This is a genomic window from Streptomyces sp. AK010, from assembly GCF_014207295.1.
Taxonomy (GTDB): Bacteria; Actinomycetota; Actinomycetes; order Streptomycetales; family Streptomycetaceae; genus Streptomyces; species Streptomyces massasporeus.
Map to the genome: position 1 here is coordinate 17,221 of NZ_JACHCX010000008.1, position 26,914 is coordinate 44,134.

Consider the following 26,914-nt stretch of genomic DNA (forward strand, 5'->3'; position numbering starts at 1 on the left):
CGGTGTCCGAGCATCCAGGCCGCGGCGACCGCCGACAACGCGTGATCTGTCCGGCCGGAACCCGTTGTTCGGACGTTGTGTCAACCGCCGGACCCCCGAGGCACCCCCTGTCCCACCCGTGGACAGCTCTTGCGCAGGTCAGCCCCGCTTGTCAGAGTGACCGGGCACGCAGGGAGGCACCGTGGACCAGCACCCCCCGACGGCCGGCCGTGATGCGGCCCCGGCCGCTCGCGCACCCACCCTCGCCGACGTCCTGGCCCTGCCGGTCCTGGCCGCGGGACAGCCCCAGGTCGTCACGGGGCTCGCTCAACTGGACCGGCCGGTGCGCTGGGTGCACATCACCGAGCTGACGGACCCGGCCTCCTTCCTCAAGGGCGGCGAGCTGGTCCTGACCACCGGCATGCCGCTGCCGGAGGACGCCTCGGGTGTCCGCCGGTACGTCGACGAACTCACCGAGGTGGGGGCGGCCGCCCTGGTCATCGAACTCGTACGGCGCTATCACCGGCCGCCCGACGCCCTCGTGCAGGCTTGCCGGGCCCGGGGCCTGCCCCTGGTCACCCTCGCCCGGGACGTCAACTTCCTGGAGGTCACCCAGGTCGTGCACGCGCTGATCCTCGGCAACCAGGCCGACGCGATGCGGCGGACGCAGCGGATCCACGAGGCGTTCACGGCTCTGACGTTGCGCGGGGCGGGGCCCGAGGACGTGGTGCGCGCGGCGGCGGAGATGAGCGGCCGGACGGTCGTGCTGGAGAACCTGGTGCACCAGGCGCTGATCTGCGAGCCCTCGGGGAGCACGGTGGAGGAGGCGCTCGGGGACTGGGAGCGGCGCTCCCGGGCGGCCGAGCCCGGCGACCGCACCGAGGTGGGCGGCCCGGAGGGGTGGCTCACCGCGCCCGTCTCCTACCAGGGGGAACGCTGGGGGCGTCTGGCGATGCTGCCCGCCGACGGGCCGGTCTTCGGTCCTGAGCACGTCACCGTCGTGGAGCGGACGGCGATGGCCCTGACGGTGGCCCGGCTCATCCACTCCACGCCCTGGGAGCACACGGCTCACCGCACCGTCCTGCGGGAGCTGGCGGAGCAGCGCCACCACTCCGCCGAGGACGTCCGCGCCCGCTGCGCGGCGCTGGGCCTGCCCACGGAGGCCGGTGTCTTCCTGGCGATCCTCGTGGATCCGGGGCCCGGCGGGGAGGACGCGGAACCGGAGGCCCGGCTGCACCGGGAGCTGAGGTCGGCCGGGGTACCGGCCCTGGTCGGCGAGCTCTCCCCCGGCCGCCTCGGCGTCCTGCTGGCCCTGCGCCCCGACCGGCCCTGGCGGCCCGTGGCCGAACGGCTGAGCCGCACCGCGCTGGCTCTGGCCCCGGAAGCGATCATCGGCGTCGGCTCGGAGGTGGCTGACCTCGCCGACACCGCGCGTTCCTTCCGGGAGGCGGCCCGGGTCATAGAGGCCACCCCGCCCGGCCAGGCCCTGCCCGAAGGCCGTTCCTTCCACGAACTGCCGGACATCGACCTGCGCCGGCTGCTGTACGCGCTGCGCGAGGACACCCGGATCCAGGACTACACCGAACGGCGGCTGAGCCGGCTCGTCGACCACGACACCCGGCACGGCACCGACCTGCTGGCGACCCTGGGCCACTACCTCGACGCCGCCGGCAACAAGACGACGGCGGCCCGTCGCGGCGGCCTGTCCAGGGAGACCATGTACCAGCGCCTGCGCACCATCGAGCGTCTCCTCGACACCGACCTCGAATCCGGCGACCGCCGCACCGAACTCCACGTGGCCCTCACGATGTTGCGGGTCCTGCGCGCCGGCCAGGGCAGGCAGGACCGGCCTCTCTTGTAACGCTTTGCGCGCCCCGTTCCAAGAACGAGTGACAAGGCACTTGTCGACGAGAAGGGGACGTTCGTGGACGACGCGGAACGGTTACGGGGTGGGCCCGCTGCGGCGGTCGGTGACCCGCGGCACTTCGAGGAGTTCTACCGGCGCCATGTCGACGCGGTGCTGCGCTTCGTGGCCCGGCGGGTGGACGACCCGCACACGGCGGCCGACCTGACGGCCGAGATCTTCCTCGCCGTTCTCGACTCGGCCGGCACCTACCGCCCGCACCTCGGCAGCGAGACGGCGTGGCTGTACGGCATCGCGCGCAACGTCGTGTCGTCGGAGCGCCGCCGGATCGCCCGGGAGACCGAACGCGACCGGCGCATCCGCGGGCGGCGGTTGCTGGAGCCCGACGACATCGTCCGCATCGAGGACAAGCTCGACGCGCAGAGCCCCGGGCGGCGCGTCCTGGCCGCGCCGGCGAGGCTCCCGGAGGGCGAGCGGGCCGTCATGGAGCTGGTCGCGGTCGACCAGCTCAGGGTCACCGAGCCGCGGCCGCCCTGGGCATCCGCCAGGTCACGGCCCGGGTCCGGCTGCACCGGGCGCGCAAGGCACCGCGCGAGGCGCCCGCCCAGGCCTGGGGCCGGAGGCCGGCACACCACCCGGGGGATCAGGTGTCGAAGTCCACCGTCAGCTCCTCGGACACCGGGAACGACTGGCAGGTGAGGACGTAGCCGGCGTCGACCTCGGAGGGTTCGAGGGCGAAGTTGCGGCGCATGTCGGCCTTGCCGTCGGTCACCTGGGCGCGGCAGGTGCCGCAGACACCGCCCTTGCAGGCGAAGGGCAGGTCGGGGCGGGTCTGCTGGGCCCCTTCCAGGATGGTGCGGTCGCGGGGCAGCGGGGACGTGGTGGAGCGGCCGTCGAGGGTGACGGTGACCTGGCTGACCGGGCCGGTGGGGCCGGTCTCGACGTGGAGGACCTCGCGGACGGGCTCGTCGTCGGCGTGGAAGAGCTCCTGGTGGACGCGGTCGGCGGGTACCCCGAGGCCGGTGAGGACCTCCTGGGCGGCGCGGACCATGCCGTGCGGGCCGCACAGCCACCAGTGGTCGGCGGACTCCACGTCGACCAGGGCGTCGACGAGGGCCGAAAGCCGCTCGGCGTCGAGGCGGCCGGAGAGCACCTCGGCCTCGCGGGGCTCGCGGGACAGGACGTGGGCGAGCTGGAACCGCGTCGGGTAGAGGTCCTTCAGGTCGGCGAGTTCGTCGGCGAACATCACCGTGCCCGTGCGGCGGTTGCCGTAGAGGAGGGTGACGCGCGAACGGGAGTCGGCGGCCAGAACGGACTCGGCGATGGAGACCATGGGGGTGATGCCGGAGCCGGCGGCGATCAGGACGTGGTGGCCGTGGGTGGTCAGGTCGGGGGTGAAGGCGCCGGTGGGCGCCATGACCTGCACGGTGTCGCCGGGGCGTACGTCCCGCACCAGCCAGGAGGAGAACAGCCCGCCCGGCACCACCCGCACGCCGATGCGCGGTGCCGTGCCGGCGGGGGCGCAGATCGAGTAGGAGCGGCGCTCGTCCCGGCCGTCGATGTCGCGGCGCAGGGTGAGGGACTGGCCGGGCGCGAAGGTGAACTCCTCGGCCAGCTCGGCCGGGATGTCGAAGCTGACCGCTGCCGCGTCCTCGCACAGCGGCTGCACGGCGGCGACCCGCAGGGGGTGGAAGACCGGACGTCGGCGGGCACGCGGGCGCGGCGCCGGGGCGGGGGCCGGCTCCATCAGGTCCTCCATCAGATCTCCTTGACGTACTCGAACGGCTCGCGGCAGGCGAGGCAGCGCCACAGGGACTTGCAGGACGTGGCGCCGAAGCGGGAGGTCTCCTCGGTGTCGGGGTGACCGCAGCGGGGGCAGGGCACGGAGCGGCGGGCCGGCGACAGCACGAGCGGGACCGGGCCGGCGGCGCGCGCGGGGGCGGCGCCGGGCGGGGCGATGCCGTGCTCGGCGAGCTTGCGCCGGCCGTCCGCCGTGATCCAGTCGCTGCTCCAGGGCGGGTCGAGGACCGTGCGGATCTCCACGCGCTCGTATCCGGCCTCGCGCAGCCGGGCGGCCACGCCGGCGCGCATCTCCGCCATCGCCGGGCAGCCCGAGTAGGTCGGGGTGAGGCTCGCGACCACCGTGCCGTCCGGGGCCAGGCTCACCTCGCGCAGCACTCCGAGGTCGGCCAGGGTGAGCATGGGCAGTTCGGGGTCGGGCACCTGCTCGGCGATGCGCCGGGCCCTTCGCTCGTCGAGGAGTGCCGTCACCATGTCGCCTCCGGGTGGGCGCGGGCCACACCCTGCAACTCGGCGAGCAGCGGGGCGAGATGCTCGGTGTGCTCCCCGGCCCGGCCCGAGCCGGGCAGCGGGCGGTAGACCGGCATGGGCAGCCCGGCGGCCTCGGTGACCTGGCGCAGCACGGTGACGACCTCGTCCCGGACGTCGTACGCCGTGAACAGCTCGCCCAGGTAGGGCGCGACCTGCTCCTGGGCCCTGCGCATCCGGCGGTGCGACTCCTCGGTGCCGTCGCCCAGGCGCACGGCCCACTCGGCCGCGTACTGACGGTGGTAGGCCAGCTCCTTCACGCCCTTGGCGGCGATGGCCGCGAGCACCGGGTCGCGGTGCGCGGTGAGCCGCTCGAAGTGCGCGAGGCGCCAGCTGGCGAACACCAGCAGCCGCACGACGGAGAACGCGAAGTCCCCGTTGGGCAGTTCGGCCAGGCGTACGTTGCGGAAGTCGCCGGCGTCGCGGAAGTAGGCGAAGGCGTCCTCGTCGCGGCCGGTGCCGTCGGTCTGGCCCGCGCGGGAGTAGAGCAGGCGGGCCTGGCCGAGCAGGTCGAGCCCGATGTTGGCCAGCGCGACCTCCTCCTCCAGCTCAGGGGCGCGGGTGGTCCACTCGGCGAGCCGCTGGGCGCAGACCAGGGCGTCATCGGCCAGGGTGACGCAGAGGGCGGCCAGTTCACCGGCGTCCACGTCGTCGGGCACGGCGGTCTCGACGCCGTGCAGGGGGTCCTCGAAGCCGGTGCCGTAGGCCCAGCGGGTGTCGTCCTCGTGTCCCTCGGCGAGGGTCATGTAGACGTGGTCGTCGCTCATGTCCTCTCCTTCAGATGTGCGGGACGTCTTCGGGGATGTCGTAGAAGGTCGGGTGCCGGTAGACCTTGTCGGCGCTGGGCTCGAAGAACGGGTCCTTCTCGTCGCGGGTGGAGGCGGCGATGTGCTCCGAGCGCACGACCCAGATCGAGACGCCCTCGTTGCGCCGGGTGTACAGGTCGCGGGCGTGGGTGAGGGCCATGCGGTCGTCGGCGGCGTGCAGCGATCCCACGTGGACGTGGTTCAGGCCGCGCTTGCCGCGTACGAACACCTCGTACAGCGGCCAGTCCTGCGTGTCGGCGGTCATGCCACCGCTCCCTTCCGCTCGCGGGCCGCCTGCTTGGCGGCGTGGGCGGTGGCCGCCTCGCGCACCCAGGTGCCCTCTTCGTGGGCCGTGCGGCGCCGTTGGATCCGCTGGTCGTTGCACGGGCCGTCGCCCTTGATGACCCGCATCAGCTCGTCCCAGTCGGGCGTGCCGAAGTCGTGGCGGCCCCGCTCCTCGTTCCAGCGCAGCTCCGGGTCGGGGAGCGTGACGCCGAGCTTCTCGGCCTGGGGCACGGTCATGTCGACGAAGCGCTGCCGCAGTTCGTCGTTGCTGTGCCGCTTGATCTTCCAGGCCATGGACTGCGCGGAGTTGGGCGAGGCGTCGTCGGGCGGGCCGAACATCATCAGCGACGGCCACCACCAGCGGTTCACGGCGTCCTGCACCATCTCGCGCTGCTCCGGGGTGCCGCGCATCATCGTCATCAGCAGCTCGAAGCCCTGCCGCTGGTGGAACGACTCCTCCTTGCAGATCCGCACCATGGCGCGCGCGTACGGCCCGTAGGAGGAGCGGCACAGCGGCACCTGGTTGCAGATCGCCGCGCCGTCCACGAACCAGCCGATCACGCCGACGTCCGCGAAGCTCAGCGTCGGGTAGTTGAAGATCGACGAGTACTTCTGGCGGCCCTCGATCAGCCGCTCGGTGAGGTCGGCGCGGTCGGCGCCCAGCGTTTCCGCCGCCGAGTACAGGTACAGCCCGTGCCCGGCCTCGTCCTGGACCTTGGCGAACAGAATGGCCTTGCGGCGCAGCGACGGCGCGCGGGTGATCCACTCACCCTCCGGCTGCATGCCGATGATCTCCGAGTGCGCGTGCTGCGCGATCTGCCGGATCAGTGTCTTCCGGTAGCCCTCCGGCATCCAGTCGCGCGGCTCGATCCGCTGGTCCCGCGCGATCGTCCCGTCGAAGTGCTGCTGGAGATCCGGCTCGGCGCCGTCCGTCCCCGCGGGGCTGGAGCGTGTCGTATCCATCCGTCCCACTTCCCAACCGACCATTCGTTCGGTCCATCGTAGGACACGTCGGCGCGCCTTGGTAAGACCCCTCGGGGAAGTCCTGGACCCTTGACAGGCCTCGAATCGGCTCGATTACATGGCAACGCCAGCTAACCGAATGTTCGGTCGGCCCATGAGGTGGTGCGTGAAGTGACCCATACCGCTGACGCGAGGCCGCCCGCGGAGGCGATGTTCGCCGCGGACGAGGCCTCCCGCGGGCTCGGGATCGAGCTGCGGGAGCAGGGCGAGGGGACCGCCACGCTGCGGATGACCGTGACCCCGGCGATGGTGAACGGCCATGGGATCGTCCACGGCGGCTATGTCTTCCTGCTCGCCGACAGCGCCTTCGCCTGCGCCTGCAGCAGCCACGGCCCGGTGACCGTCGCGGCGGGCGCGGACATCACCTTCGTGGCCGGCCCCCGCGTACGAGGGCGACGAACTCGTCGCCCGGGCCGAGGAGCGCACCCGCTACGGGCGCAGCGGCCGCTACGACGTGACGGTCCGGCGGGGCGACGAGGTGATCGCGGAGTTCCGGGGCCGCAGCCGGAGCATCAGGAGCACGAGGCCGGAGGAGTCCTGGATGACCAGCGAGACGACGACCTCCGGGGCCACGGCGCCCGGCGGACAGCGGCGCGGCGAACCCCTCCCCCACGACCTGCTCGACGACACGGAGCGCCTGACGCGCGAGCAGCTGCGGGAGCTCCAGCTCGACCGCCTGCGCCGGAGTTTGCGGCACGCCTACGAGAACGTGGAGACGTACCGGAAGAAGTTCGACGCGGCCGGGGTCACCCCCGACGACTGTCGCTCGCTGGAGGACCTCGCCCGGTTCCCCTTCACCACGAAGGCCGACCTCCGGGACACCTACCCCTTCGGCATGTTCGCCGTCCCCATGGACCGGGTGCGGCGCGTGCACGCCTCCAGCGGCACCACCGGCCGCCCCACGGTGGTCGGCTACACGGAGCACGACCTGTCGATGTGGGCCGACCTCGTCGCCCGCTCGATCCGCGCCGCCGGCGGGCGCCCGGGCCACAAGGTGCACATCTCCTACGGGTACGGGCTGTTCACCGGCGGTCTCGGCGCGCACTACGGCGCGGAGCGCGCCGGCTGTCTGGTGATCCCGGCCTCCGGGGGCATGACCGCTCGCCAGGTGCAGATCATCCAGGACTTCCGGCCCGAGATCATCATGGTCACGCCGTCCTACATGCTCACCCTGCTCGACGAGTTCGAGCGCCAGGGCCTCGACCCGCGCGCGAGCAGTCTGCGCGTGGGCGTCTTCGGTGCCGAGCCGTGGACGGAGGAGATGCGCCGCGAGATCGAGGAGCGGATGGACATCCACGCCGTCGACATCTACGGCCTGTCCGAGGTGATCGGGCCGGGTGTCGCCCAGGAGTGCGTGGAGACCAAGGACGGGCTGCACGTGTGGGAGGACCACTTCTACCCCGAGGTCGTCGACCCCATCACGGGTGAGGTGCTGCCCGAGGGCGAGGAGGGCGAGCTGGTCTTCACGTCCCTGACCAAGGAGGCCCTGCCGGTCGTCCGCTACCGCACCCGCGATCTGACCCGGCTGCTGCCCGGCACGGCCCGGCCCGCGTTCCGCCGCATCGAGAAGATCACCGGCCGCTGCGACGACATGATCATCCTGCGCGGGGTGAACGTCTTCCCCAGCCAGATCGAGGAGATCGTGCTGCGCACGCCCGGCGTCGCCCCGCACTTCCAGATCCAGCTGACTCGGCGCGGCCGTATGGACCACATGACCGTCCGCGTGGAGACCCGCCCCGGCACCGGCCCCGAGCAGCGCGAAGCCGCGGCCGGGACGATCGCGAAGGCCGTCAAGGACGGCATCGGCATCACCGCCGAGGTGACGATCGTCGAACCGGAGACCCTGGAGCGCTCCCTCGGCAAGCTCCGCCGGGTCAAGGACCTGCGCGAGGCGTGACCCGGACCGGCCACCGCGGCCCTCACGGGCAGCACTTCGCCTCGGGCACCGGGGAGGGAGCGGCCGGGCAGGGGCCGAGGGCGCCCGCCCCGGAGCTCTCCGCTTCCGCGAGGCGCGCGGCCGGCTTGCGGATCAGGAGCAGGGCCGCGTCGTCGTGCAGCCGGCCGCCCACATGGGCCAGCAGTTCGTCGTGGAGCGCGCCCAGGGTGTGGGAGGGCTCGTGGGAGACGTGCCGCTCCAGGCCCTCGGCCAGGGGGTAGAAGGCGCGGCCGCCGTCGCGCGCCTCGGTGACGCCGTCGGTGTAGAGCAGCAGCTGGTCGCCGTCGGCGAAGGGGAGCACCTGGAGCGCCGGGGTGTGGCCCGTGAGGGCCCGCAGCCCGAGGGGCGGGGCCGGGTGTGCGGGCTCCACCGCGCTGATGCTCCCGGAGGCGCTCACCAGCAGCGGAGGGTTGTGCCCGCAGTTCACGACCTCCAGGTGACCGGCGCGCGGGTATCCGGCGACGACGGCGGTGACGAAGTCGTCGTGACCGAGGTTGCGGGCGAGGCTCCGCTCGATCCTGTCGACGACGGCGAGGAGGTCGGCTTCGTCGTGGGCGGCCTCGCGGAAGACACCGAGCACGAGGGCCGCGGTCCCGACGGCGGGCAGCCCCTTGCCGCGCACGTCGCCGACGATCAGCCGCACCCCGTGCGGGGTGGGTATCAGCGCGTACAGGTCGCCGCCGATCCGGGCCTCCGCCGCCGCGGCGCTGTAGCGCACGGCCACCTGGAACGGCCCGACGGTCGACGGCACCGGCCTGAGCAGCGCGTGCTGGGCGGTCTCCGCGACCGAGCGGACGGCGGCGAGCACCCGTTCCCGGCGCCCGCGCAGGGCGCTGGCCAGGCCGCTCGCGAGAGTGACGGCGACCAGGGCCGACAGCACGGCGATCAGTTCGCGGCCCGGTACGCCCTCCCGGATCCCGAGTGCCGCACCGAGCGCCGCGGCGAGGAAGCCGACGCCGAGGACCCCGCGCGGCCCGTTGGTCGTGGCGGCCAGAGCGGGGCCGGCCACCAGCAGGGGCAGCCAGACCATCCCGGCTCCGCCGGCGAGGTCGGCGGACACGACGAGGGCGACGACCAGGACGGGCAGGACGGGTGTTCCGACGGCCAGCTGTGCTGCGACGGCCCGCCTGCGGGCCGAAGCCCCGGCACCGGCCACTCGGTTCCTGAACGGCCCTACCGGCCGGTGGTCGACGCCATGGTTTCGGGCTTGGCTCATGTCTGGGTCCGCGGTCCTCACCTGTGCCAGGGCACATCCCGGAAATGTCTGACTTATCAAGAAAAAGGGGTCAGGGCACTTTCCGGCAAGAAGCGGATTTTCAGATAGTGAGCGAGAGGCTCCGGGTCACGCGGCTCGCGGTCGGGAGCAGGCGCTCGCGGATCTCCGGGAGCCGGGAGAGCCGGTTCGACGGGAGCGAGACACCGAGGGAGCCGAGGGTGTCCCCGCTGTAGACCGGGACGGCGACGCAGACCGTGCCGAGGGCGTACTCCTCGAGGTCCGTGATGGCCGGGGCCAGGGGTGAGGTCTCCAGCCGTTGGAGGAGTACCGGGAGGCTGGTGATCGTCCGCGGGGTGAGATCGGCGAGCCGGTGACGGGAGAGGTAGTCCTGGCGGGCCTCTTCGTCCAGCTCCCGCAGGACGGACTTGCCCAGCGCGGTGGCGTGCCCCGCGTCTTCGAAGCCGACCCAGAGATCGACGCGGGGGGTTCCCGGGCCGTCGACGATCTCGGCGACCCGGATCTCTCCGTCCTCGTAGAAGGTGAGGTAGGCGGCCGTCGCCAGTTCGTCGCGCAGGGCGGCGAGGGTGGGCCGGACACGGCTGAGCAGGGCCTGCGCACGCCCCATGGACTGCAGGGTCTGGAGTCTGTCGCCGAGGACGAAGCCGCCGTCGTCCAGTTTCCGCACGTACCCGTCGTGCACGAGCGTGCGCAGCAGGTGGTAGGCGGTGGCCAGGGGCAGCGCCGTCTCGCGCGCCAGCTGCTTGGCCGGCGCACCGTTCCCGTGCGCGCTCACCGCCTCCAGCAGCCGCATGGCCCGCTGCACGGAGTTGATGAGCGTAGGGCCGTCGTGCCCACCCATACGAACAGCGTGCGTCAGGCGCCCGGCCCGGGCAAGGGGAGACGGCGCGCGGGCGGTGCGGCGGGGCGGTGGCCCGACGTGGGCGATGAGCCCCTGGCGGGCGCCCCGGTACGGTGCGGCGGTGTGGGCGATCACGCCGGCGTTCCACACCCCCCAGCACACCGAACACGCGCTCAGTGCCCGCTCCGGTAGGTCACCTCGTCGAAGTCCGCGTGTGGCCGCCCCCGGTGAGGTCCCAGGCCCACAGGCCGGCGAACGCACCCGTGGAGCCGAGGGAGCGGATCCGGCCGTCCTCGATCTGCTCGGCGTGCTCTGTCGGACAGGACCGTGGCGCCCAGGGTGGGCCCGAAGGGTCCCAGCCGCTGCCGGTGTCCTGGCGGAAGCGCAGCTCGGCGCCGTCGACGTCCAGGCCCAGCCGCAGCCGCATCCCGCTCGCCGGCGTCGGCTTCGGCCTGCCGGATCGCGTCCTGCCGCCGAGCCGCGTCTGGCCGGCCTCGTCGACGCTGAGCCGGCCACGGTCGCAGGCCGCGACGCGCAGCAGCGCTCGGCACGGTCGTGGCGCCGCGCCTCGAGACCGGCCGAACCTCCGGCTCGCACCCGGACCCGTCGATCCTGCGGGTGGGGCCGGACTTCTACCTCGCGACGTCGACGTTCGAGTGGTACCCGGGCGTACGCCTGCACCACTCCACGGACCTGGTGCACTGGCGCCCCCTCGGCGGCGCACTGACCGGCACCCGGCTGCTCGACCTGACCGGATGCCCGGACTCCGGCGGCGTCTGGGCGCCCAGCCTCAGCCACGCGGACGGCCTGTTCCACCTGGCCTACAGCAACGTCTCCACCTACACCGGCGGCTTCTCCGACTGTCCCAACCACCTGATCACCGCCCCTTCGATCGAGGGCCCCTGGTCGGAACCGGTTCTGCTGCACGCCCGCGGCTTCGGCACCTCGCTGTTCCACGACGGGGCGGACAGCCGGCTGCTCAACCTGGTGCACGACTGGCGCCCGGGACGGGCAGGACCGGGTTGCGGATGAGGCCCGCGGGCCGGTTCCGTATGGAAGGTCCCCTCGTGACGCCCGCCCCGGCGTGCGCCGGGTGATCACCGCAGGACCGTGATGTCGAATACGTTCGCGAGCAACGGCCGATCGGTATTCCGCGCAGGGTCCGCGTACCCGTTCGGCCGGAAGCGGTCCAGGACCGCGAAACGCCGCCGTGGTCCTTCACCGCCCTCCCCGGACCGGCGACCATGCGATGTCATGGACATCTTGCTCGTCGCCAGCGCGTTCAACAGCCTGTCCCAGCGTGTGTTCGCCGAACTGTCGGACGAGGGGCACCACGTGGAGGTCGTGCTCGCCTCGCACGGCCCCGACGCCGTCCGGGCCGCCGTACGCGAGGTGGGCCCGGAGCTGATCGTCGCCCCGATGCTCAAGTCGGCCCTGCCGGAGGACGTGTGGCGCGAGCACACCTGCCTGATCGTGCATCCGGGACCACCCGGGGACCGGGGCCCGTCGTCGCTGGACTGGGCGATCGCCGAGGAGGCCTCCGAGTGGGGCGTGACGGTGCTTCAGGCCGAGGCGGCCATGGACGCGGGGGACGTGTGGGCCGACGGCACCTTCACGGTGCCTCCGGCGGGCAAGAGCGACATGTACCGCAACGAGGTGGCGGACGCCGCCACGGCCGCCGTGCTTCTGGCCGTGCGGCGCTACGCCGAGGGATCGTACAAGCCGCGCCCGCAGAGCGAACCCGGGGCCCACGTTCTGTGGCGGGACTACTTCCGCCAGGAACAGCGGCGGATCGACTGGGAGAACGACAGCACGGCGACAGTGCTGCGCAAGCTGCGCGGCGCCGACTCGCAGCCCGGCGTCCGGGACGAGATCTGCGGCCAGGAGGTGTTCCTGCACGGCGGGCACCCCGAGGACCGGCTGCGCGGGGAGCCCGGGGAGCTGCTCGCGACCCGGGCCGGCGCGCTCTGCCGGGCCACTCGGGACGGCGCGGTGTGGATCCCGGAGCTGCGCCCCCGCAAGAGCTCCGGTGACCCCGCGCCGTTCCGTCGCCCGGCTGCCTCCGTGCTCGCCGGCTTCCCGGCCCCGCCCGGCAGCGGCCCGGGCATGCCGGGTGCGTACGACCGCCCGTACTGGCTGCCCGAGATCGCCGCTCCGCTCGAACTGCCCCCGGACCGCACCACCTGGACCGACATCCGCTACCGGCAGAGCGGTCCCATCGGCTTCCTGAGCTTCTCGTTCCCGGGCGGGGCCATGAGCACCACCCACTGCCGCCGGCTGCTGGCCGCCTGGCGGTACGCCCTCACCCGCCCCACCTCGGTGCTGGTGTTCGGCGGCGCCCGCGACTTCTTCTCCAACGGAATCCACCTCAACGTCATCGAGGCGGCGGGCGACCCGGCGGGCGAGTCCTGGTCCAACCTGAACGCCATGGACGACCTGGTCGAGGCGGTGCTGCGCACCACCGACCGGCTGGTGGTGTCGGCCCTCGGCGGCAACGCGGCGGCCGGCGGCGTCATGCTCGCCCTGGCCGCCGACGAGGTCTGGTGTCGCACGGGCAGCGTCCTCAACCCGCACTACCGCAACATGGGCCTGCACGGGTCGGAGTACTGGACGTACTCGCTGCCCCGCCGGGTGGGCGCCGAGGCGGCCGAGCGGCTGACGACCGAGGCGTTGCCGGTGAGCTCCGCGACGGCCGAGCGCATCGGGCTGGTGGACCGTCTGGTGCCGGTCGCGTCCCAGGAGTTCGCCCCCGAGATCGCGCGCCTGGCCGCCGAACTGGCCGCCGACCCGGACCTGCCGCGCCGGATCACCGCCAAGGCCACGTCCCGTCACGCGGACGAGCTCGCGCGGCCCCTCGCCGAGTACCGGCGGGCCGAACTCGCCCGTATGCGCGCCGTCTTCTTCGACCCGGAGGCTCCCTACCACGCGCTGCGGTCCGCCTTCGTCCGTAAACTCCCGAACGGCTCCGCCCGGCCGCTGGTCACCGGGGAGGCGCGATGAGCGCGCGGCTCCTCGTGGCGGGGGTCGGCAACATCTTCCTCGCCGACGACGCCTTCGGCCCCGAGGTGATCCGCGCCCTGGACCGGGACCCGCTGCCGCCAAAGGTGCGGGTGCGGGACTTCGGCATCCGCGGCATGGACCTCGCGTACGAGCTGCTCGACGGCTACGACACGGCCGTCCTGGTCGACGCCGCCGTTCGGGGGCACGAGCCGGGCACGCTGTCGCTGATCGAGCCGGAGCTGCCCGACGCCTCCACGGCGGGCGCCCCTCCCGAGGCGCACGGCATGGACCCGGGGAAGGTCCTCGCCCTGGCCGCCCACCTGGGCGACGAGCCGCTCCCCCGCGTCCTGGTGCTGGCCTGCGAGCCCGAGCTGCGGGCACCGGCCGACGAGGACATCGCCCCGGGCATCAGCAGCACGGTGCGCGAAGCGGTCGGGCGGGCCGTCGCGGCGCTGCACACCCTGGTGCCGGTCCTGCTCGCCGACCCGGCGGCCACGCCCCCGTTGAGCCGCCCGGACGAATCCGCCGCCCTGTCCCCGGCCGGGCTGCCGGGCACGGTGAGCGGCGGCGCGGAGGATCGGTAGCGGAATGATTTCCCTACCGACCCGCGAGGAGCGGCGCCCATGTGCGATTCCGTGGACGAGATCACCCAGGCCGTCCTGGCGAAGAACGACACTCTGGCCGCGGACCTGCGTGAGGAGCTGGCCCGGCGCGGGGTGAGCGTGGTCAACCTGCTGTCCAGCCCGGGCAGCGGCAAGACGGAACTGCTCGGGCGGGTACTGGCCAGAGCGGTGGAGCGGAGCCTTTTGGTGGCCGCGCTCACCGCCGACCTGGCGACCGAGAACGACGCCGACCGGCTGGCCCGGTCGGGAGCCCCGGTGAAGCAGCTGCTGACGGACGGGCTGTGCCATCTGGAGGCGAGGCAGCTGCGCGGGCACGTCGAGAGCTGGCTGCCCGCGGGCACGTCGCTGCTGTTCGTGGAGAACGTGGGCAATCTCGTCTGCCCCGCCTCGTACGACCTCGGCGAAAGCCTGCGGATCGTACTCATGGCGGTCACGGAGGGCGAGGACAAGCCGCTGAAGTACCCCACGGCCTTCGGCTCCGCCCATCTGGTGGTGCTGACGAAGACCGATCTGGCCGGGCCGGCGGGGTTCGACGAGACGGCCTTCGAGACGAACGTCCAGCGGGTCAACCCCGGGGTGGAGGTGGTGCGGTCCTGTGCCCGCACCGGCGCCGGGGTCGACGTTCTTCTGGAGCGTGTGCTGGCCGTCCGGGACGGGGCCCCCGTCCACCGGCCGCCCCTGGCTCCCCGGCCGCACACCCACAGCCACACCCACACGCACGAGGGCGCCGAAGCCGGCCTCGTCCCGTGACGGCGCCCGCCACCGGGGCGGTGCGCCGGCGCGTCACCGTGCGCGGCACCGTGCAGGGCGTGGGCTTCCGCCCGTTCGTGCACCGCCTCGCCACCGACCTGGCGCTCGCGGGCTTCGTGAGCAACACGGCGGACGGTGTGCTCATCGAGGTGGAGGGCCCGCCGGACGGCGTCGCCGACTTCTGCGACCGGCTGGCCGGCCAGCCTCCGCCGCTGGCCGCCGTCACCGGCGTCGGCTTCGAGGACCTGCCCGCCACCGGCGCCGACAGCACCTTCGGCATCCGCTCCACCGACCGCTCCACCGGCAGCACCCTCCTCCCGCCCGACACGGCGACCTGCCCGGACTGCCTGCGGGAGCTGCGCGATCCGGCCGACCGCCGGCACCGGCACCCGTTCGTCACCTGCACGCACTGCGGCCCCCGCTTCACCATCGCCACGGGCATGCCGTACGACCGCGCGCTCACGACCATGGCCGGCTTCCCGATGTGCGCGGCGTGCGCCCGGGAGTACGGCGATCCCCTCGACCGCCGCTTCCACGCCCAGCCCGTGGCCTGCCCCGACTGCGGTCCCCGGCTGCGCCTGGTGCCGGCGGCCGGGAGCGGGGTCCGCCCGGCCCGGGACGCCGAAGCCCTGGCGTCGGCACGGGCGTTGCTGGCCGCCGGGCGGATCGTCGCCGTCAAGGGCCTCGGTGGCTATCACCTGGCCTGCCACGCCACCGACGCCCGGGCCGTCGACACCCTGCGCACCCGCAAGGCACGCGGCGGCAAGCCGTTCGCGGTGATGTGCGCGGACCTCGACGACGTACGGCGGATCGCCGAGCTCCCCGCGTCCGCACGGGCCGCCCTCACCGGCTCCCGGCGCCCCATCGTCCTGCTGCGCCGGCGCGGGGAGGCGAGCGGACTCGCGCCCGGGGTCTGCCCCGGCAGCCCGCACCTCGGCGTGATGCTGCCCTACACGCCCGTGCACACCCTGCTGTTCGGCCTGCCCGGTGACCCACCCGGCCCGCGCGTACTGGTCATGACGAGCGGCAACCGCTCCGGGGAGCCGATCGTCACGGACGACGACGAGGCCCTGACCCGGCTCGCCGGGCTGGCCGACGCCTGGCTCGCCCACGACCGGCCCATCGCCTCACCCTGCGACGACTCCCTGCTGCGGGTGCGGCCCGACGGCACCGAGCAGGTGCTGCGCCGGTCCCGGGGGTATGTGCCCCGGCCGCTGCGGCTGCCGGTCCCGGTGCGGCCCGCTCTCGCGGTGGGCGGCGACCTCAAGAACGCCCTGTGCCTCGGCGCGGGCGACCAGGCCTGGTTCGGTCCGCACATCGGCGACATGGGCGATCTGACGACCCTGGAGGCGGCCCGGCGGGCGGACGCGCACCTGCGGGCTCTGACCGGCGTGCGTCCCGAAGTGGTCGCCGCCGACCGGCACCCCGGGTACCACTCGGCACGGTGGGCCGCCCGACTGGCCGGGCACGCCCCCGTGCCGGTCCAGCACCACCACGCGCACATCGCCTCCGCGATGGCCGAGCACGGCATGGACGGCACCACGCCCGTGATCGGTGTCGCCTTCGACGGCACGGGCTACGGCGACGACGGCACCGTCTGGGGCGGCGAGATCCTCCTCGCCGACTACACCGGCTTCCGGCGCTACGCCCGCCTCTCCCCCGCCCCGCTGCCCGGCGGGGACGCGGGCGTCGCCAACCCGTGCCGTCTGGCGCTGGCCCGGCTGTGGGCGGCGGGCCTGCCGTGGGACGCGGACCTGCCGTGCGTGACCGCGTGCGCTCCCCAGGAACTGGCGTTGCTCCAGCGGCAGTTGTCCGGCGGACTCACCTGTGTGCCGACCTCCAGCATGGGCCGGCTCTTCGACGCCGTGTCGTCGCTCGTGGGCGTGTGCCATCGCGCGGGGTACGAGGCGCAGGCCGCGCTGGAGCTGGAGGCGGCGGCCGCGTCGGCGTGGGGCGCCGACAGGTCCGCGTACGCCTTCGCCGACGGGTTCGACCCGGCGCCCGTGCTGAGTGCGCTCGTCGCCGATCAGCGGCGCGGCACCCCGGCCGCCGTGCTCGCGGCCCGTTTCCACCGTGGCGTGGCGCGGGCGGTGGCGGAGATCTGCCGGCGTGCGCGTCAGGACACCGCACTCGCCACCGTCGCGCTCAGCGGCGGGGTGTTCGCCAACGCGCTGCTGGAGGAGGAGTGCGCGCGGCTGCTGACAGAGGACGGCTTCGCGGTGCTCCGGCACGGCGAAGTCCCGCCGAACGACGGCGGGCTGGCCCTCGGCCAGCTCATGGTCGCGGCGCACCTACGACAGGAGGAGTGACCCATGTGTTTGGCAGTGCCGGGCAAGGTCGTCGCCATCGACGACAGTGCCGAACCGCTCACCGGGCTGATCGACTTCGGCGGCGTGCAGAAGAAGGCGTGCCTGGAGTACGTGTCCGACGTGAAGGTGGGTGAGTACGTCATCGTGCACGTCGGCTTCGCGCTCCAGCGTCTGGACGAGGAGTCGGCCCTGGCCTCACTGAAGCTCTTCGAGGAACTGGGGCTCCTGGAGGAGGAGTTCGGGGACGCCTGGGAGCAGGCGGCCAAGGAGGCGGGCGGTACCGCGGCGGCGGCGCCCCAGGACGGCGGGAGTGAGGCCCGGTGAAGTACATCGACGAGTTCAACGACCCCCAGCTGGCACGGCGGCTGCTGGACGAGATCCGTGCCACCGCCACCCGGCCCTGGGCCCTGATGGAGGTGTGCGGCGGACAGACGCACTCGATCATCCGGCACGGCATCGACCAACTGCTCCCCGAACAGGTCGAGTTGATTCACGGGCCCGGTTGCCCGGTCTGTGTCACGCCGCTGGAGGTCATCGACAAGGCGCTGGAGATCGCCGCGCGGCCCGGGGTGATCTTCTGCTCCTTCGGCGACATGCTGCGGGTGCCGGGCACCGACCGCGACCTGTTCCGGGTCAAGGGCGAGGGCGGCGACGTACGGGTGGTCTATTCGCCGCTCGACGCCCTGGAGCTGGCCCGTCGCAACCCGGACCGGGAGGTGGTGTTCTTCGCGATCGGCTTCGAGACCACCGCCCCGGCCAACGCGATGGCCGTGCACCAGGCGCGCAGGCTGGGCCTGACCAACTTCAGCCTGCTGGTGTCGCATGTGCGGGTCCCCCCGGCCGTCGAGGCGATCATGACGGCGCCCGAGTGCCGGGTGCAGGGCTTCCTGGCCGCCGGGCACGTGTGCAGCGTGATGGGGATGGCCGAGTACCCGGAGCTGGCCGAGCGGTTCCGCGTGCCGATGGTGGTGACGGGCTTCGAGCCGCTGGACATCCTTGAGGGCATCCGCCGGGCGGTCCGCCAGCTGGAGCGCGGTGAGCACCGGGTGGAGAACGCCTACCCGCGTGCCGTGCGCGAGGAGGGCAACCCGGCCGCGGTGCGCATGATCGAGGAGGTCTTCGAGGTCACCGACCGGTCCTGGCGGGGCATCGGGCCGATCCCGGACAGCGGCTGGCGGCTGACCGACGCCTTCCGCGCGTACGACGCGGAGCACCGCTTCGACGTGAGCGGTATCCGTACCGAGGAGCCCGCGGAGTGCCGGGCCGGTGAGGTGCTCCAGGGCCTGATCAAGCCGACCGAGTGCGCCGCGTTCGGCACCACCTGCACGCCGCGCACCCCGCTCGGCGCCACCATGGTCTCCAGCGAGGGCGCCTGTGCGGCCTACTACCTCTACCGTCGGATGAACGCCCCGGCGCCGCAGGCCGGCGGCACCGCGCAGCAGGAGGTGACCCCCGTTGCCTGAGCGACTCGCCGATGTGGTCGACCCGGCCGGCTGGACCTGCCCCGCCCCGCTGCGCGACCAGGGGGTGGTGGTCATGGGTCACGGCGGCGGGGGTGCGCTGTCCGCGGAGCTGATGGAGCAGATCTTCACCCCGGCCTACGGCAACGCCACCCTGGCCGGGCTCGCCGACTCCGCCGTCCTCGAACTGGGCGGCGCGCGGCTGGCGTTCTCCACCGACTCCTACGTGGTCCGGCCGCTGTTCTTCCCCGGCGGCTGCCTAGGCGACCTCGCGGTCAACGGCACGGTCAACGACCTCGCGATGAGCGGCGCGCGACCCGCCTACCTCTCGGCCGCCTTCGTCCTGGAGGAGGGGGTGGAGCTGACCGTCGTCGAACGGATCGCCCGCTCGATGGGGGCGGCTGCCGAGGCCGCCGGGGTCACGATCGCCACGGGTGACACCAAGGTCGTGGAGTCCGGGCACGGCGACGGGGTGTACGTCACCACCGCCGGGGTGGGGCTCGTGCCCGGCGGGGTGGACATCCGGCCCCAGCGTGCCCGGCCCGGGGACGTGGTCATCGTCAGCGGTCCGATCGGACTGCACGGCGTGGCCGTCATGAGCGTGCGGGAAGGCCTGGAGTTCGGGGTGGAGGTCGCCAGTGACACCGCGCCGCTGGCGGACCTGGTGGCGGCGATGCTGGCCGTCACCGAGGACGTGCATGTGCTGCGCGACCCCACCCGGGGCGGTTTGGGCGCGTCGCTGAACGAGATCGCCCGTGCCTCCGGGACCGGTGTCCGGCTGCAGGAGCGGGCCATTCCGGTGCCGGACGCGGTGGCGAACGCCTGCGGGTTCCTCGGGCTCGATCCGCTGTACGTCGCCAACGAGGGCCGGCTGGTCGCCTTCGTGCCGCCGTCGGAGGCGGAGGAGGTGCTGGCTGTGATGCGGGCCCATCCGCAGGGTGCCGGGGCGACACGGATCGGCGAGTGCGTCGCCGAGCATCCGGGGATGGTGGTGGTCGCCACCGGGCTCGGCGGCACGCGGGTGGTGGACCTGCCGCTCGGGGAGCAGCTGCCGCGCATCTGCTGACCGCCGGACAGGAGAAGGGCCCCGCCGACGGGGCGGGGCCCTTCTCCTGTCTATGCCGGTACCGGCTCGATCCCGGCGATCTCCAGTTCACGGCCGCTGCGCAGGTCGCTGGAGGGCTGGTCGCAGCGCGGGCACCAGAAGAACGGGGGCATGCCCACCGGGAACTCCTCGGCGCACGGGCCGCACCAGGCCTGCGCGGGGATCTGCTCGACGACGAGGTGTGCCCCCGCGAGGGCGGTGCCGTCGCGGGCCACCTCGAAGGCGAACCCGAGGGCGTCGGGGACGACGCCCGCCAGCTCACCGACCCGGACGGTCACCTTCGAGACGGCGTCCGTCCCGTCCGCCCGGGCCCGCTCGCCGGCCCGCTCGATGATCGCGGTCGCGATCGACAGTTCGTGCACGGCCGGCTCACGGGTAGCGGTGGCCGGCGCGGAATCCGCCGGACATCCGCCAGATCCGCATCTCCCGCCTGAGGCTCGGCCACTCCCAGGCGAGCAGGGCCAGGACCACGCCGCCCACCAGGACGGCCTCGGTCTTCAGCACCCGCTGCCCGCTCATCCCGCCCCGCCTGCGCATGACGGTTCTGCGTGCTCGTTTCATTGCGGCGACTCCCTGCTCGTTCGCATCACGGTGTTCATCCCGGCGAGATGTTCGGCATGGTCTCGGCGAGGGCGTCATGCCGCTTCCAGTGGATCCCCGTGGAGCGGCGCGCGTCGGCGGTGCCGTCCGCGTGGTGCCCCTTCTGCCGCTCGCGCGGTCCCTTGTTGCCCTGGTGCATCCCGGCGATGTGCCCGGGCGTGTCGGGCTTCGCCTGGGGCCGGCCTACTCTGATGGTGCCCATGGGGTGTTCTCCTTCCTCGCCTCCGACCTGCGGAGTGCGTGGCTATGGCCGCTCGGTGAGGTCCTGGAAGAACTGCTCGACGGCCGGCCAGATCCGGCCGCCGCCGGACATGCCGCGCCACTCCCGGCGTACCACGGCGATCATCCGGTAACAGTCGTCGATCGGAACGATCCAGTGTTCGTCGAGGCCGTGGACGGTGTTCACCAGGAGCGCCTCCACGTCGGGTTCCACGGTTGCGAGCTGCGGACACGTACCGGCCAGCTGCTGCCAGGCCGCCGTGTCCACCTCCCACCGCATGGCTCCCGCGGGGCTCGGGCCCTCGGCGGTGACGGTGCCGTCCGTCCGGGGCACGAAGAAGACCAGGCCGACGGGTACGCCCAGGACGGCCGTGTCGACCTTGGGCAGCCGGAGCCGCCGCCGGGGCACGAGCCGGTACTGGCCGTCCCCCGCCGCCGCGTCGGCGAACAGCACCGAGCAGGGGCCGCAGGCGCAGCGCACCTCCTCCTGGCCGGTGTCGTACAGGTGGGCGTGCTCGTCGGCGACCGGTGCGGCGCACAGGTCGCACACCTCCCGCTCGGCCGCCGCCGTACGGTCGGCCGAGGAGCGGATGAGGCGGGCCAGGGCCCCGTCGGTGGTCACGGTGCGCTCCGGTGCGTCAGCGTGGTCAGCGGGACGAAGGCCGGAGCCGTCTCGGTCAGGGGCTCCACCGCCGTCAGCTCGGGCGCCGCGGCGAGCACCGCCGCGCGGACCGCGTCGGTGACCTCGTCACCTCCGCCGCCGCAGCCGGACCCGCATCCGCCGCCGCCCGTGGTCAGACGCACCCGGGCGACCTGCCCCTCCACGCCGGCCCACTCCACGTCGCCGCCGCGTTCCTGCACGGCGGGCCGCAGCCGTTCGACCGCGCGGGCCGCCCGGCGTTCGGCGGGCTCGGGGTGGATGTCGTGCAGCACCAGCAGGTGCCCCAGGAGCTCGTCCTCGGCCAGGCGCTCGGCCAGCTGCCCGTCCGCCCGGTCCAGGACGCGGGCCAGGGCCTCGCCGTAGACCTCGGTCAGCAGGGCCACCGCCTCGGTCGCGGTGCGGGTCGTGGGGCCGGGCGCGGCCTCGAGGCTGTCCAGCGCCCGGTCGAGCCGGACGAGCCGGGCCTCGACGTCCGGGTCCGCCAGCCGCGCCGTGGCGGCCTCAGCCATGGTTCGCCCCGTACGTCGGCGAGTGCAGGGTGGTCAGCGTCTTGCCCTTGCCGACGTACATGTGCACGCCGCACGGCAGACAGGGGTCGAAGCTGCGGACCGTGCGCATGATGTCGACGCCCTTGAAGTCGTCCGGCCCGTTCTCCTCGAAGATGGGCTGGCCCTGGACGGCGTCCTCGTAGGGGCCGGGGGTGCCGAACTTGTCGCGGGGGCTGGCGTTCCACGGGGTGGGCGGGTACGGGTGGTAGTTGGCGATCTTCTTGTCCTTGATCACCAGGTGGTGGGAGAGGACGCCGCGCACCGCCTCGTGGAAGCCGCAGCCGATCGCCTCGTCGGGCACCTCGTAGTTCTCGAACACCTTGGTCTCGCCCGCGCGCACCATGCCCATGGCCTCTTCGAGGAACTGCAGGGCCATGGCGGCCGCGTAGGCGATGAAGTACGGCCGGGCGCGGTCGCGTTCGATGGTGTTGCTCCACTTGGGGATGCGCCACTCCAGGGTGGTCTCCGGCAGCGACTCGCCCTTGGGCAGGGAGATGCGCACGCTGTGGCCGGTGGCCTTGATGTACGGGGTGTCGACCAGGCCGCTGAGCGCCGTCGACCACAGGCGGGCGAGGGGGCCGCCGCCCGTGTCGAGGGCGAGGTGGTCGCCGGTGCGCTGGTCGAGCCAGCGGGGGCTCATCACCCAGCTGTACTTGTCGTCGAAGTCGCGCTTCTGCGGCACCGGGACGGTCGTCTGGTTCCACGGATGGCGCATGTCGACGGGGTTGCCGAGCGGGTCGTGGGTGACGAAGGGGTCCTCGTTGACCCAGTCCTCGTAGTAGGAACTGCCCAGCATGATGCGCAGGCCCAGGTTGATGTCGACGAGGTTGTTGGTGACCAGTTCGCCGTCGACGATGATGCCGGGGGTGACGTACATCGCCTTGCCCCAGGTGTTCATCGTCTCGTAGCGGTAGTCGACGACCTTCGGGTCCTGGAACGCGCCCCAGCAGCCCAGCAGGGTGCGGCGGCGGCCGACCTCCTCGTAGCCGGGCAGTGCCTCGTAGAAGAAGTCGAAGACGTCGTCGTTCATGGCGACGGCCTTCTTCACGAAGTCGATGACCCTCATGAGGCGGCTGAGGTAGTCGGTGAAGACGGTCGGCTGCGGCATCGTGCCGACACCGCCCGGGTACAGCGTGGAGGGGTGGACGTGCCGCCCCTCCATCAGGCAGAACATCTCGCGGGTGACCCGGCTGACCTTCAGGGCCTCCTTGTAGACCTCGCCCTCGAAGGGATTGAAGGCCTTCATGATGTCGGCGATGGTCCGGTAGCCGTGGATCTCGCCGCGGGGCGCCTCGGTGCGTTCGGCGCGGGCCAGGACACCGGGGTTGGTGGCCTTGACCATCGCCTCGCAGAAATCCACGAAGACCAGGTTGTCCTGGAAGATCGTGTGGTCGAACATGTACTCTGCGGCCTCGCCGAGGTTGACGATGTGCTCGGCCAGCGGGGGCGGCTTGACGCCGTAGGCCATCTGCTGGGCGTAGTCGGAGCAGGTGGTGTGGTTGTCGCCGCAGATGCCGCAGATCCGGGACGTGATGAAGCCCGCGTCGCGCGGGTCCTTGCCCTTCATGAACACCGAGTAGCCGCGGAACAGCGACGAGGTGCTGTGGCATTCGACGACTTCCCGGTTGGCGAAGTCGATCTTCGTGTAGATGCCCAGGTTCCCGATGATCCGTGTGATCGGATCCCAGGACATGTCCACGAGCTGCGGCGGTTTGCGGTCCGTGGGCCGGGCCTCGGTGGTGGTCATCTGCGGTACTGCCCCTCGCTGTCGGTGGTGTGGGGGTGGGGGGTGTGCCCGGTGGGCTTCATCAGGCGCGCCAGTGCGGGTCGTAACCACTGGTCAGCTTGCGCTTGTTGTGGCGCCACCCGGGCTCGTGGTTGACCAGCTCGTTGGTCATGCCGCGCAGTCGGCGGACGACCGCCCCGTACGGCTTGATGACCAGGGACGACAGGGTGCTGCCCGGGGGCTCGTCCATGAACGGCATGAACGCGTCGGGGAAGCCGGGCATCGTGCAGCCGATGCAGATGCCGCCCACGTTGGGGCAGCCGCCGATGCCGGCCATCCAGCCGCGCTTGGGCACGTTGCAGTTGACGACCGGGCCCCAGCAGCCCGTCTTCACGAGGCACTTGGGGGAGTTGTAGTCCGCTGCGAAGTTGGCCTGCTCGTAGTAGGAGCCGCGGTCGCAGCCCTCGTGGACCGTCTTCCCGAACAGCCACTGCGGGCGCAGCATGTGGTCCAGCGGCGGCGGGGGTGCGGAGCCGGCCGCGTGGTAGAGGACCCAGACCAGGGTCTCCATGAAGTTCTCGGGCTGGATCGGGCAGCCGGGCACGTTGACGATCGGCAGGCCGGCCTGGGAGGTGTAGTCCCAGCCCAGGTAGTCGGCCAGACCCATGCAGCCCGTCGGGTTGCCGGACATGGCGTGGATGCCGCCGAAGGTGGCGCAGGTGCCGGCGGCGACGACCGCCCAGGCCTTGGGGGCCAGTTGGTCGATCCACCAGTTGAGGGTCTGCGGCTCGCCGGTCTCCGGGTCGTTGCCGAAGGACGTCCAGTAGCCGTCGCCCTCGATGATGTTCTGGTTGGGGATCGAGCCCTCGATGACGAGGATGAAAGGGCCCAGTTCGTCGCGTACGGCCGCCCGGTAGGGCGCGAGGAAGTCCTCGCCGCCCAGGCTGGGCGAGAGCACCTTGTTGACGAGGTTCACCTTCGGCAGGCCCGGGATCAGCCCGAGGACCAGGTCCTCGATGGAGGGCTGGTCGGCGGCGGTGAGCGAGACGGTGTCGCCGTCGCAGCTCATGCCCTCGGAGATCCAGAGGATGGTGATCTCGTCTATGCCCTGCCGGTCCTCGGACCGGTCGGGTTCCTTGCTGACTTCGGCGGTGCTGCTGTGGGTGGTCATGTCACTCGGCCTCCGCTGCGGGGGTCTCGGAGTCGGACGTGTGCCGCGCCGGAGCTGCGGCGGGAGCCGGTGCCGACGGCTCGTCCGGGGATCCGGCGGGCTCGAGGGGTTCGAGCTCGTCGGGCCGGAAGTAGTGGAAGCGGCCGTACCAGTTGTTCAGTTCGGCGGCGGGGTCGTCGTCGAGGGTGACGGCGAGGTGCACGCTGCCGTCCACGTCGTGGAAGACGGCGGCGACCTCGGCGGTCCGCCCGGCCAGGAACATGTCCTGGGCGTCGGCGCCGCGTCCCCGGGGGCGCAGCCGCACGCGGCTGCCGCCGCCGAGCGGGACGCCGTCGACGAGCACGGTGTCGGTGGTCGGGGACAGACCGTCGTCGGCACCCGCCTGCCACCAGGCGGGCCGGTCGGCGGACGCCGTGGCGAAGGTGACGGGTTCCGGGGAGCCGGCAGGGTCGGGCGACCGGTCGGCCGGCGCCGAGGCGGGGTTGACCGGTGCCGGCGAGCCGACAGCGTCAGGTAGTCGGTCGGCGGACGCCGAGACGGGGTTGGCCGATGCCGGGGGGCCGGCAGCGCCGGGCAGCCGGTCGGCGGACGCCGTGGGGGTGACCGGTGCCGGCGAGCCGATGGCGTCGAGCAGCCGGTCCGGGAACGGTGTCAGGGAGCGGACGGCGCCGGGCGACCGGTCGGCGGGCGCCGAGGCGAGGGGGACCGGCTCCGGGGAGCCGACAGCGTCGGGCAGTCGGTCGGCAGACGCCGCGGAGAAAGTGACCGGCTCCCGAGAACCGACAACGCCCGACAACCGGTCCCCAGACGCCGTCGGGGTGGACGGTGTCAGGGAGCGGACGGCGCCGTGGAGTCGTTCGAAGACCTCCTGCGGCATGGTGTCGACCCGGTCGAGGATCGCCGCCGCCCGCGGGTCCGTGGCCCGCGCCTCGCGCTTCTCCTCGTCGGTCAGCAGCATCGTGCGCAGCGTGAGGATCTCGTCGATCTCCGCGGCGTCGTGCAGGTCGCCGGGGCTTTCGGGGGCGACCTGGGGGTGGTCGGGCAGGATGATCGGCGCGGACAGCAGGACGGGTCCGGTGTCGCCGGCCTCGCCTCCGAGCACGGGGAAGGTGAACTCGTTGCGGCACGCGCGCACGAGTGCTTCCAGGTCCGCCGGGGGATCGATCAGCGAGACGAACTCCACCCCGTCCCCGCCGATGAGGGTGTGCGTGGCGATGAGGGCCCGGCGCAGTGCCTCGTCCCGCGGAGTGCGCGGGGGTGGTGCGGGCGCGGTGTTCGTGGTCCGTACGCGGATCCGGCAGAGGTCGTCGGAGAGCCGCTCGGCGGTGACGGTGGTCTCGGCGCGGATCTCCTCGCGGCTGCGCACCACCCGCCCGGTGCCGTCCGGCAGCGGCTCGGCGTCCTCCCCTGCCGCGGCGCTCACCGTGACGGTGCGTCCGCCCAGGAGGAGTTCGTCGAGCGGGGCCTCGATCTCGCACTCGCGCGGCAGGGCCTCGTCGAAGGTCAGATGCACCGTGCCGTCGTCGCCGCGCAGCGACTCGACGGGCCGGCCCGCTTCCTCCACCTGCTTGCGCTGCATCTGGAGGTAGCGGACCCGCACGCGTACCCGGGCGCTGTCCGGCTGCCGGACCCGCAGCAGGCACTCGGTCCGCTGGTACCAGGAGTCGGCGGAGCCGGAGACGCCGGGGGTGACGGGGCCGTCCGCCTCCACCCAGTCCCGGGGGAACAGCACGCCGAACTGCCAGCGGACGCGGTTCTTGGTGGAGGAACGGCGGTAGGGGTAGAGAAGGTAGCCCTCGTAGAGGACTGCGTCGGCGACGGCGCCGAGCTGCTCGAAGACGCCCGGGGACGGGCCGGCGCCGCCCCTCGTGGCAGCGCTCTTCGTGCCGCCTTCGGCCAGTGCCTCCGCCATCGCGCCTCCTCGTCACCGTGTGCACGCGCATTCCTTCCACCACGGTCACACCGGTCATCCACGGTCGCCTCCTCCGGCGCAGCGGGATTGGGCCGTTCGGGTCGCCCGGGTCGGGGCGGACAGCGACGGGCCCGTCGGCGCCTAGACGCGACGGGCCCGTGTCGGTGGTGTGGCGGGCTGGGACGTGTCGGTGGTGTGGCGGGCTGGGACGTGTTCAGCGCCGCACGTGGGAGAGCCTGCGCGCCAGCAGCGGGACCACGAGCGCGGCGGCAACCACATGGGACGCGGAGCGGACGATCCGGGTGGAGGCACACTCATGTCACTGTCTCCTGACGGGCATTGGGGCGCGGTGGGGTGTACGGAGAGGTGGACCGGACGGCGGTGCGGAACTCATCGGTGACCGGTGGACGTTCTTACGGGGCCGGTTGTTCGTCCGGATGGTTCACGGGGCCGGTGGTTCACGGAGCCGGTGCTTCGGAGCCGGTGCTTCGGAGCCGGTGGTTCGGAGCCGGTGCTTCGGAGCCGGTGCTTCGG

The 26,914-nt window shown here is 72.9% G+C and carries 25 protein-coding genes and 3 pseudogenes; 12 read left to right on the forward strand and 16 right to left on the reverse strand.

Going from position 1 to position 26,914, the window contains the following annotated elements; all coding sequences use genetic code 11:
* The first annotated feature begins 181 nt into the window (after positions 1-181).
* Both HDC93_RS17135 and HDC93_RS17140 read left to right on the forward strand, forming a co-directional pair.
* Positions 182-1,840: a PucR family transcriptional regulator ligand-binding domain-containing protein gene (locus HDC93_RS17135; RefSeq protein ID WP_185011746.1), complete on the forward strand. Its 1,659-nt coding sequence runs from the start codon at positions 182-184 to the stop codon at positions 1,838-1,840.
* 63 nt (positions 1,841-1,903) lie between these two features.
* A pseudogene (locus tag HDC93_RS17140) lies at positions 1,904-2,550 on the forward strand (RNA polymerase sigma factor).
* Here HDC93_RS17140 and paaE read toward each other — a convergent pair.
* From paaE to paaA, 5 genes are read right to left on the reverse strand one after another with little or no spacing between them, the layout of a single operon-like run.
* Complete coding sequence (gene paaE / locus HDC93_RS17145; protein ID WP_260419618.1) at positions 2,487-3,602, reverse strand: 1,2-phenylacetyl-CoA epoxidase subunit PaaE; 1,116 nt, start codon at positions 3,600-3,602, stop codon at positions 2,487-2,489. The pseudogene HDC93_RS17140 and the gene paaE overlap by 64 nt on opposite strands.
* The gene (gene paaD / locus HDC93_RS17150; protein ID WP_185011748.1) at positions 3,602-4,117 is read right to left on the reverse strand and encodes a 1,2-phenylacetyl-CoA epoxidase subunit PaaD; all 516 of its coding nucleotides are present in this window, start codon (positions 4,115-4,117) and stop codon (positions 3,602-3,604) included. The genes paaE and paaD overlap by 1 nt, the downstream gene beginning before the upstream one ends.
* Positions 4,111-4,938 carry a 1,2-phenylacetyl-CoA epoxidase subunit PaaC gene (gene paaC / locus HDC93_RS17155; RefSeq protein WP_185011750.1) on the reverse strand — a complete coding sequence of 276 codons (828 nt, stop codon included), beginning with the start codon at positions 4,936-4,938 and terminating at the stop codon, positions 4,111-4,113. The genes paaD and paaC overlap by 7 nt, the downstream gene beginning before the upstream one ends.
* A gap of 10 nt (positions 4,939-4,948) precedes the next feature.
* Positions 4,949-5,242: a 1,2-phenylacetyl-CoA epoxidase subunit PaaB gene (gene paaB, locus HDC93_RS17160; protein WP_185011752.1), complete on the reverse strand. Its 294-nt coding sequence runs from the start codon at positions 5,240-5,242 to the stop codon at positions 4,949-4,951.
* A complete protein-coding gene (paaA, locus tag HDC93_RS17165; protein ID WP_185011754.1) occupies positions 5,239-6,225 on the reverse strand; it encodes a 1,2-phenylacetyl-CoA epoxidase subunit PaaA in 987 nt (328 codons plus the stop codon). Before paaA ends, paaB begins: the two co-directional genes overlap by 4 nt.
* Positions 6,226-6,435: 210 nt before the next feature.
* Here paaA and paaI point away from each other — a divergent pair.
* Positions 6,436-6,820: pseudogene (gene paaI / locus HDC93_RS17170) on the forward strand (hydroxyphenylacetyl-CoA thioesterase PaaI); the annotation flags it as partial.
* 6 nt (positions 6,821-6,826) lie between these two features.
* Entirely contained in the window at positions 6,827-8,182 is a 1,356-nt protein-coding gene (gene paaK / locus HDC93_RS17175) for a phenylacetate--CoA ligase PaaK (RefSeq protein ID WP_185011991.1), read from the forward strand.
* Between the two features lie 22 nt (positions 8,183-8,204).
* Here paaK and HDC93_RS17180 read toward each other — a convergent pair whose 3' ends face one another.
* The 3 genes from HDC93_RS17180 to HDC93_RS17190 form a co-directional block, all read right to left on the reverse strand.
* On the reverse strand, positions 8,205-9,437 hold the full coding sequence (locus tag HDC93_RS17180) for a PP2C family protein-serine/threonine phosphatase (protein WP_185011756.1): 1,233 nt from the start codon (positions 9,435-9,437) through the stop codon (positions 8,205-8,207).
* A 100-nt stretch (positions 9,438-9,537) separates the two neighbouring features.
* Positions 9,538-10,296 carry an IclR family transcriptional regulator gene (locus tag HDC93_RS17185; protein WP_185011758.1) on the reverse strand — a complete coding sequence of 253 codons (759 nt, stop codon included), beginning with the start codon at positions 10,294-10,296 and terminating at the stop codon, positions 9,538-9,540.
* A gap of 193 nt (positions 10,297-10,489) precedes the next feature.
* Positions 10,490-10,723: a hypothetical protein gene (locus HDC93_RS17190; protein ID WP_185011760.1), complete on the reverse strand. Its 234-nt coding sequence runs from the start codon at positions 10,721-10,723 to the stop codon at positions 10,490-10,492.
* A 128-nt stretch (positions 10,724-10,851) separates the two neighbouring features.
* Here HDC93_RS17190 and HDC93_RS17195 point away from each other — a divergent pair.
* The 8 genes and pseudogenes from HDC93_RS17195 to hypE form a co-directional block, all read left to right on the forward strand.
* Positions 10,852-11,307: pseudogene (locus HDC93_RS17195) on the forward strand (family 43 glycosylhydrolase); the annotation flags it as partial.
* A 243-nt stretch (positions 11,308-11,550) separates the two neighbouring features.
* Complete coding sequence (locus HDC93_RS17200; RefSeq protein WP_185011762.1) at positions 11,551-13,296, forward strand: enoyl-CoA hydratase-related protein; 1,746 nt, start codon at positions 11,551-11,553, stop codon at positions 13,294-13,296.
* Positions 13,293-13,880 carry a hydrogenase maturation protease gene (locus tag HDC93_RS17205; protein ID WP_185011764.1) on the forward strand — a complete coding sequence of 196 codons (588 nt, stop codon included), beginning with the start codon at positions 13,293-13,295 and terminating at the stop codon, positions 13,878-13,880. Before HDC93_RS17200 ends, HDC93_RS17205 begins: the two co-directional genes overlap by 4 nt.
* Positions 13,881-13,919: 39 nt before the next feature.
* A complete protein-coding gene (gene hypB / locus HDC93_RS17210; RefSeq protein ID WP_185011766.1) occupies positions 13,920-14,669 on the forward strand; it encodes a hydrogenase nickel incorporation protein HypB in 750 nt (249 codons plus the stop codon).
* Positions 14,666-16,978 carry a carbamoyltransferase HypF gene (gene hypF, locus HDC93_RS17215; protein ID WP_185011768.1) on the forward strand — a complete coding sequence of 771 codons (2,313 nt, stop codon included), beginning with the start codon at positions 14,666-14,668 and terminating at the stop codon, positions 16,976-16,978. Before hypB ends, hypF begins: the two co-directional genes overlap by 4 nt.
* 3 nt (positions 16,979-16,981) lie before the next feature.
* Positions 16,982-17,302 (forward strand): HypC/HybG/HupF family hydrogenase formation chaperone, encoded by a 321-nt coding sequence (locus tag HDC93_RS17220; protein WP_185011770.1) that lies wholly within the window; start codon positions 16,982-16,984, stop codon positions 17,300-17,302.
* Complete coding sequence (hypD, locus tag HDC93_RS17225; RefSeq protein WP_185011772.1) at positions 17,299-18,441, forward strand: hydrogenase formation protein HypD; 1,143 nt, start codon at positions 17,299-17,301, stop codon at positions 18,439-18,441. The genes HDC93_RS17220 and hypD overlap by 4 nt, the downstream gene beginning before the upstream one ends.
* Positions 18,434-19,504, forward strand: a complete 1,071-nt coding sequence (gene hypE, locus HDC93_RS17230) for a hydrogenase expression/formation protein HypE (RefSeq protein WP_185011774.1) — start codon at positions 18,434-18,436, stop codon at positions 19,502-19,504. The genes hypD and hypE overlap by 8 nt, the downstream gene beginning before the upstream one ends.
* Before the next feature lie 50 nt (positions 19,505-19,554).
* Here the strand turns inward: hypE and hypA are convergent, their stop codons facing one another.
* From hypA to HDC93_RS38420, 8 genes are all read right to left on the reverse strand, one after another.
* On the reverse strand, positions 19,555-19,905 hold the full coding sequence (hypA, locus tag HDC93_RS17235) for a hydrogenase maturation nickel metallochaperone HypA (protein WP_185011776.1): 351 nt from the start codon (positions 19,903-19,905) through the stop codon (positions 19,555-19,557).
* A 7-nt stretch (positions 19,906-19,912) separates the two neighbouring features.
* Positions 19,913-20,104 carry a hypothetical protein gene (locus HDC93_RS17240; protein ID WP_185012010.1) on the reverse strand — a complete coding sequence of 64 codons (192 nt, stop codon included), beginning with the start codon at positions 20,102-20,104 and terminating at the stop codon, positions 19,913-19,915.
* 34 nt (positions 20,105-20,138) lie between these two features.
* Positions 20,139-20,345: a hypothetical protein gene (locus HDC93_RS17245; RefSeq protein ID WP_185011778.1), complete on the reverse strand. Its 207-nt coding sequence runs from the start codon at positions 20,343-20,345 to the stop codon at positions 20,139-20,141.
* A 42-nt stretch (positions 20,346-20,387) separates the two neighbouring features.
* The gene (locus HDC93_RS17250) at positions 20,388-20,984 is read right to left on the reverse strand and encodes a DUF5947 family protein (RefSeq protein ID WP_185011781.1); all 597 of its coding nucleotides are present in this window, start codon (positions 20,982-20,984) and stop codon (positions 20,388-20,390) included.
* Positions 20,981-21,532, reverse strand: a complete 552-nt coding sequence (locus tag HDC93_RS17255; protein WP_185011783.1) for a NifU family protein — start codon at positions 21,530-21,532, stop codon at positions 20,981-20,983. The genes HDC93_RS17250 and HDC93_RS17255 overlap by 4 nt, the downstream gene beginning before the upstream one ends.
* Positions 21,525-23,318 carry a nickel-dependent hydrogenase large subunit gene (locus HDC93_RS17260; protein WP_185011785.1) on the reverse strand — a complete coding sequence of 598 codons (1,794 nt, stop codon included), beginning with the start codon at positions 23,316-23,318 and terminating at the stop codon, positions 21,525-21,527. The genes HDC93_RS17255 and HDC93_RS17260 overlap by 8 nt, the downstream gene beginning before the upstream one ends.
* Before the next feature lie 61 nt (positions 23,319-23,379).
* A complete protein-coding gene (locus HDC93_RS17265; protein ID WP_185011787.1) occupies positions 23,380-24,468 on the reverse strand; it encodes a hydrogenase expression protein HypE in 1,089 nt (362 codons plus the stop codon).
* 1 nt (position 24,469) lies between these two features.
* Positions 24,470-26,380, reverse strand: a complete 1,911-nt coding sequence (locus tag HDC93_RS38420) for a hypothetical protein (protein ID WP_260419619.1) — start codon at positions 26,378-26,380, stop codon at positions 24,470-24,472.
* Between the last annotated feature and the right edge of the window lie 534 nt (positions 26,381-26,914).